Source organism: Vibrio sp. V42_P2S4T144 (genome assembly GCF_009904715.1).
Classification (GTDB): domain Bacteria; phylum Pseudomonadota; class Gammaproteobacteria; order Enterobacterales; family Vibrionaceae; genus Vibrio; species Vibrio alginolyticus.
Genome location: NZ_WXWS01000170.1, coordinates 1 through 3,585 on the forward strand (window position 1 = coordinate 1; position 3,585 = coordinate 3,585).

Sequence of the window (3,585 nt, forward strand, 5' to 3'; positions counted from 1 at the left end):
AACTTAGACAATCTAAGTTATCTAAAGGTTGAAAAGAAATGAGTAAGTGCAGAAAGACAACCCAATCCCAGCGAGGCTCAAAGCTGCGCGTAAAAAAGCCAAAATCACCCAAAAAGATTTAGGGGTGAAAATTGGTATGGAACCAAGTTCTGCTAGTGGTCGAATGAACCATTACGAGAAAGGTAGGCACGTACCAGATATTGGTACACTTGAGCGTATGGCTGAAGAGTTAGATGTGCCACTAAACTATTTTTTCTGTAGAAACGAATTGAGCGCTGAATTGGCATGCGCAATTGATAAGATGAGTGATGAAGAGAAGGCAGCGTTGCTGAAGAGTTTGGAGAGCGAGGGGTAATATTAGGCTTTAAGTCCATTTTTGGTCAATAACATGCTCAACGGAATTGCATCCGTAAAACGTGGAGCAAGTATTTTATCTTCTGAAGCGATGGCATTTAGGTTGTAAGACGATCCAGAGTCAATTTGATGAAGACGAAGCTCCTCTACAGGACAATTGAAGGGATTATCCAAATAGGGAAACTTAAACGAAAACGTGCGTGACAATATCGCTTTGTCTATCGTATCGACATTCTCATTGAAACTCATAAGTAGTGCATCTTTCAAGAAGTGCTTTAACGCTCGACACTCCCCTTTACACATAACAAACAAAGGATATAACACCTCATTTTTTGTAAGCACTGGCGCTTCATCAAAACCCATTCTCGCACTCAAACCTGCGACAAATTTCGCAAAGTGCTTTTTTTGCTCCAAGTCAAAGCCATAAGTTGCCACTTCACTCGAATGGTTGGTAGCTTTCAGCAGCTTAAAATAATGAATCTTTCGTCTCCAACTCAATCGCGAATTCCATTGTGGCTCTGTCGCTATGACATCAGCATATGGCATACCAACCAGCACAAACGAGACTTTTGCTTCTTCACTTATATATTTGAATGTATTCGCAATAGTTTGCCTTTCTTCTGCTGTAGAAAACTCCACAAGCTCTTGAATTTCATTGACGATAATCAGCTCAACAGATTTACGTTTAAGTTGCTTTACAACAGCCTCTCCAAGAGCAATTTCATTACGTCGTCGAGTACCTCTTTCGCCCGACTTTCCATCTAAATCGACTAAAAACTGTGTGAGCGTATTCTGCTCATTTATACGGCTCGGTACTCTGGTACTGAGAACTGGTTGCTTTCCCCAAGTTGAACCCGATTGATAGCGCGAGACATAGTTGTTGATCATAGCCGTCTTTCCACTTCCAGCTTCACCGGTTATTAGAAAAGATTCCGGTTCACCGCCAAGAGAGTGGTTGAAACGAAGTTGATCCAAAATAGAGTAGATTTCAGTTATTTCAGGGTACTCGATAAAGCAAGTTTCAAAGGACTTTAGTTGCTCAAACTGACTAGATGTTAAGTTCAAATTAATACCCCTCAATATCTTCGAAATCATCATTAGATAATTGCCCTGAGACATCGAACAACACCGTATTTTCTTGTTTAACTTGAGTCGTATTGATTGAGCTTGGTCCGTCTGAGCCCACATCATTAAACTTTGCTAATTTCGAAGTATTGCCCGTTTTAGGCAAGCTAGACTTACTACTTTTTGCACTGTGGAACCTATCGGTTTCTTCCTGAATACGTTTTTTCATGTATAGAAATGTGTCCGCAAGTGCCTCATCGTCAGCAAGCTGCTTAGTGTTAAGCCTACGTACTTTTTGTATTCGCTCATGCTCAAAAAGGGACAGCCCTTTTGTATATCCGCTGTTGTCTACCGTTGGAACTTTTACGTACCTCTTTTCAGATTCTAGGTAAACATGAATAGAACTGATATCAGAAGGGTCTGTTTTGGTCTTAACAAACAGCTTTTTGCCATTGTTGGATGCCCAATATTTACGGTATTCAATAAGTTCTGAGGACTGATAGCGTAGGTTATGAAGCCTGATCCCTGCCACTCCAATGGTTCTGTGTCTAAGCAAACCTAGCTCAACTCTAAGCTGCTCCTTCTCAGCACCATCGTAGTAGGAAGGAGTCCATTCCGATTGGTTCCACTTGTGGTATGGAATATCACGCTCTCTTGAATCTGGAGCCATGTGGTAATAATCGACAATCCACTTATGGAGTAATTCAAGAAACACAGAAACTCTAACCACCGCATCCTTCTTTGGGTTGTAATCTTGTAGTTGAGTAGGATTGGTGAATGTTTTTCCAGGTAGTGCGTTCACTAACCCCTTGTTCATCTGATCAAACAACTTTTCGATCCCTGACTTTCGCCAAGGTTTAGCAGCTTGGCTGTATTGAATGTCAGACACTAGAGGCCGTAACGAGTCTTCTAAGCTTTGACTCCAAAACTCAGCGCCATTATCGACAACTAAACAGTCTATTTTACCGTGACAAGGCCATTCATTATCAATAGATGGATACTTTTGTTTTACCCAGCTCTTATCTAGTACCGAGTTCAATAGCGCCTTTCTGACAGAGTCAAAACTAGGTTCTCTAAAGTTGATGCTGCAACCTACGATACATTTACTGAAACGGTCATACAGCATCGTGAGATAAGGCCGCCCCAAAGGAATGTCTAGCTCATCATCAATTAGAATAACTGGAACTGGGGTATGATCAATTTCGACATATTCCATTGGTTTAGCCGCAACGACTTGCTGACCAACCGAGCGAAATTCTCGGTCTGCGTATCGTTTGCCAAACCTTGCGATCGCTACCTCATATGGAGGTAAGTCGTGTATTCGATTATAAAAAGAACGCTCTGAAATTGGTTTAATTTTCCCCTCGACAATCCCGCGATTTATTTGAATCACTCGACTCTTATAGTATCGGTATGCTTCTGCAACGCTAAGTCGTTCACGTGTCAGGTATACGTTCTGAATTGCCTCGTCAATCAAGGATTTCGAATCCATTTCTTTTTGGCGGTTGCCCTTAAACGTATGCTTCGGAATAAGTGCACATGGGTCTTTACCCGCTTCAAAGTAATATTTTTTCCAAGTCGCTAAAGTTCGCCAACTCGGGGGAGTGAGCTGTAATTCTGGTTCAATGAGACTTAAGATAGGGGTCAAGTTTTTCTCGGTCCATCCACCTTTTAAACGCTTCTCCACGAAATCGATGATTTTGATACGACGGATAACTTCTTGCTGTACCTTCGGAGATTGAGAATCAATAGTTGAAGAGATTTCAATAGGTTCTTGAATTAGCTCTATTGGAAGCGGCTGAGACTCTCCCTCTGAAGCTTCAAACTCATCAAAGAACCCAAATATGTTATTAGAGTCCGATGACATGGTTAACACCAAACGTAGGTTTCGAGACCAAAGCCAATGCCGTTTAGGTCTGTTTTAACTTGCCCCGAAGAGATCCAAGGTAGAGTAGAGATAAGTGTGTCCTTCTCCGATAAACCGAAATACAAAGACACCTCTTGTAACTTCACCATTTGTTTACGTTGAATAAACGCCAACACTAACTTTTGAAACTCAGTCACGGTTCGCAATCCAGAGTAACGGTGTAGTAGCTTAAAGTTATTTAAAGTTGGACCCATTCTAATTTGCTTCTCAGTAACTAAAACTAAGCGTCTGTTAAAGTC

At 41.4% G+C, this 3,585-nt stretch carries 3 protein-coding genes and 1 pseudogene; 1 reads left to right on the top strand and 3 read right to left on the bottom strand.

Going from position 1 to position 3,585, the window contains the following annotated elements:
- The first annotated feature begins 46 nt into the window (after positions 1–46).
- Positions 47–355: a helix-turn-helix domain-containing protein gene (locus CAG68_RS05995; RefSeq protein WP_005378563.1), complete on the top strand. Its 309-nt coding sequence runs from the start codon at positions 47–49 to the stop codon at positions 353–355.
- Positions 356–357: 2 nt separating this feature from the next.
- On the opposite strand, the gene CAG68_RS06000 is transcribed toward CAG68_RS05995, so the two are convergent.
- The 3 genes and pseudogenes from CAG68_RS06000 to CAG68_RS06010 form a co-directional block, all read right to left on the bottom strand.
- On the bottom strand, positions 358–1,452 hold the full coding sequence (locus CAG68_RS06000; protein WP_025577765.1) for a TniB family NTP-binding protein: 1,095 nt from the start codon (positions 1,450–1,452) through the stop codon (positions 358–360).
- Complete coding sequence (locus CAG68_RS06005; protein WP_161440914.1) at positions 1,421–3,286, bottom strand: Mu transposase C-terminal domain-containing protein; 1,866 nt, start codon at positions 3,284–3,286, stop codon at positions 1,421–1,423. Before CAG68_RS06005 ends, CAG68_RS06000 begins: the two co-directional genes overlap by 32 nt.
- A gap of 2 nt (positions 3,287–3,288) precedes the next feature.
- Positions 3,289–3,585 (bottom strand): annotated as a pseudogene (locus tag CAG68_RS06010) (TnsA endonuclease N-terminal domain-containing protein); the annotation flags it as partial.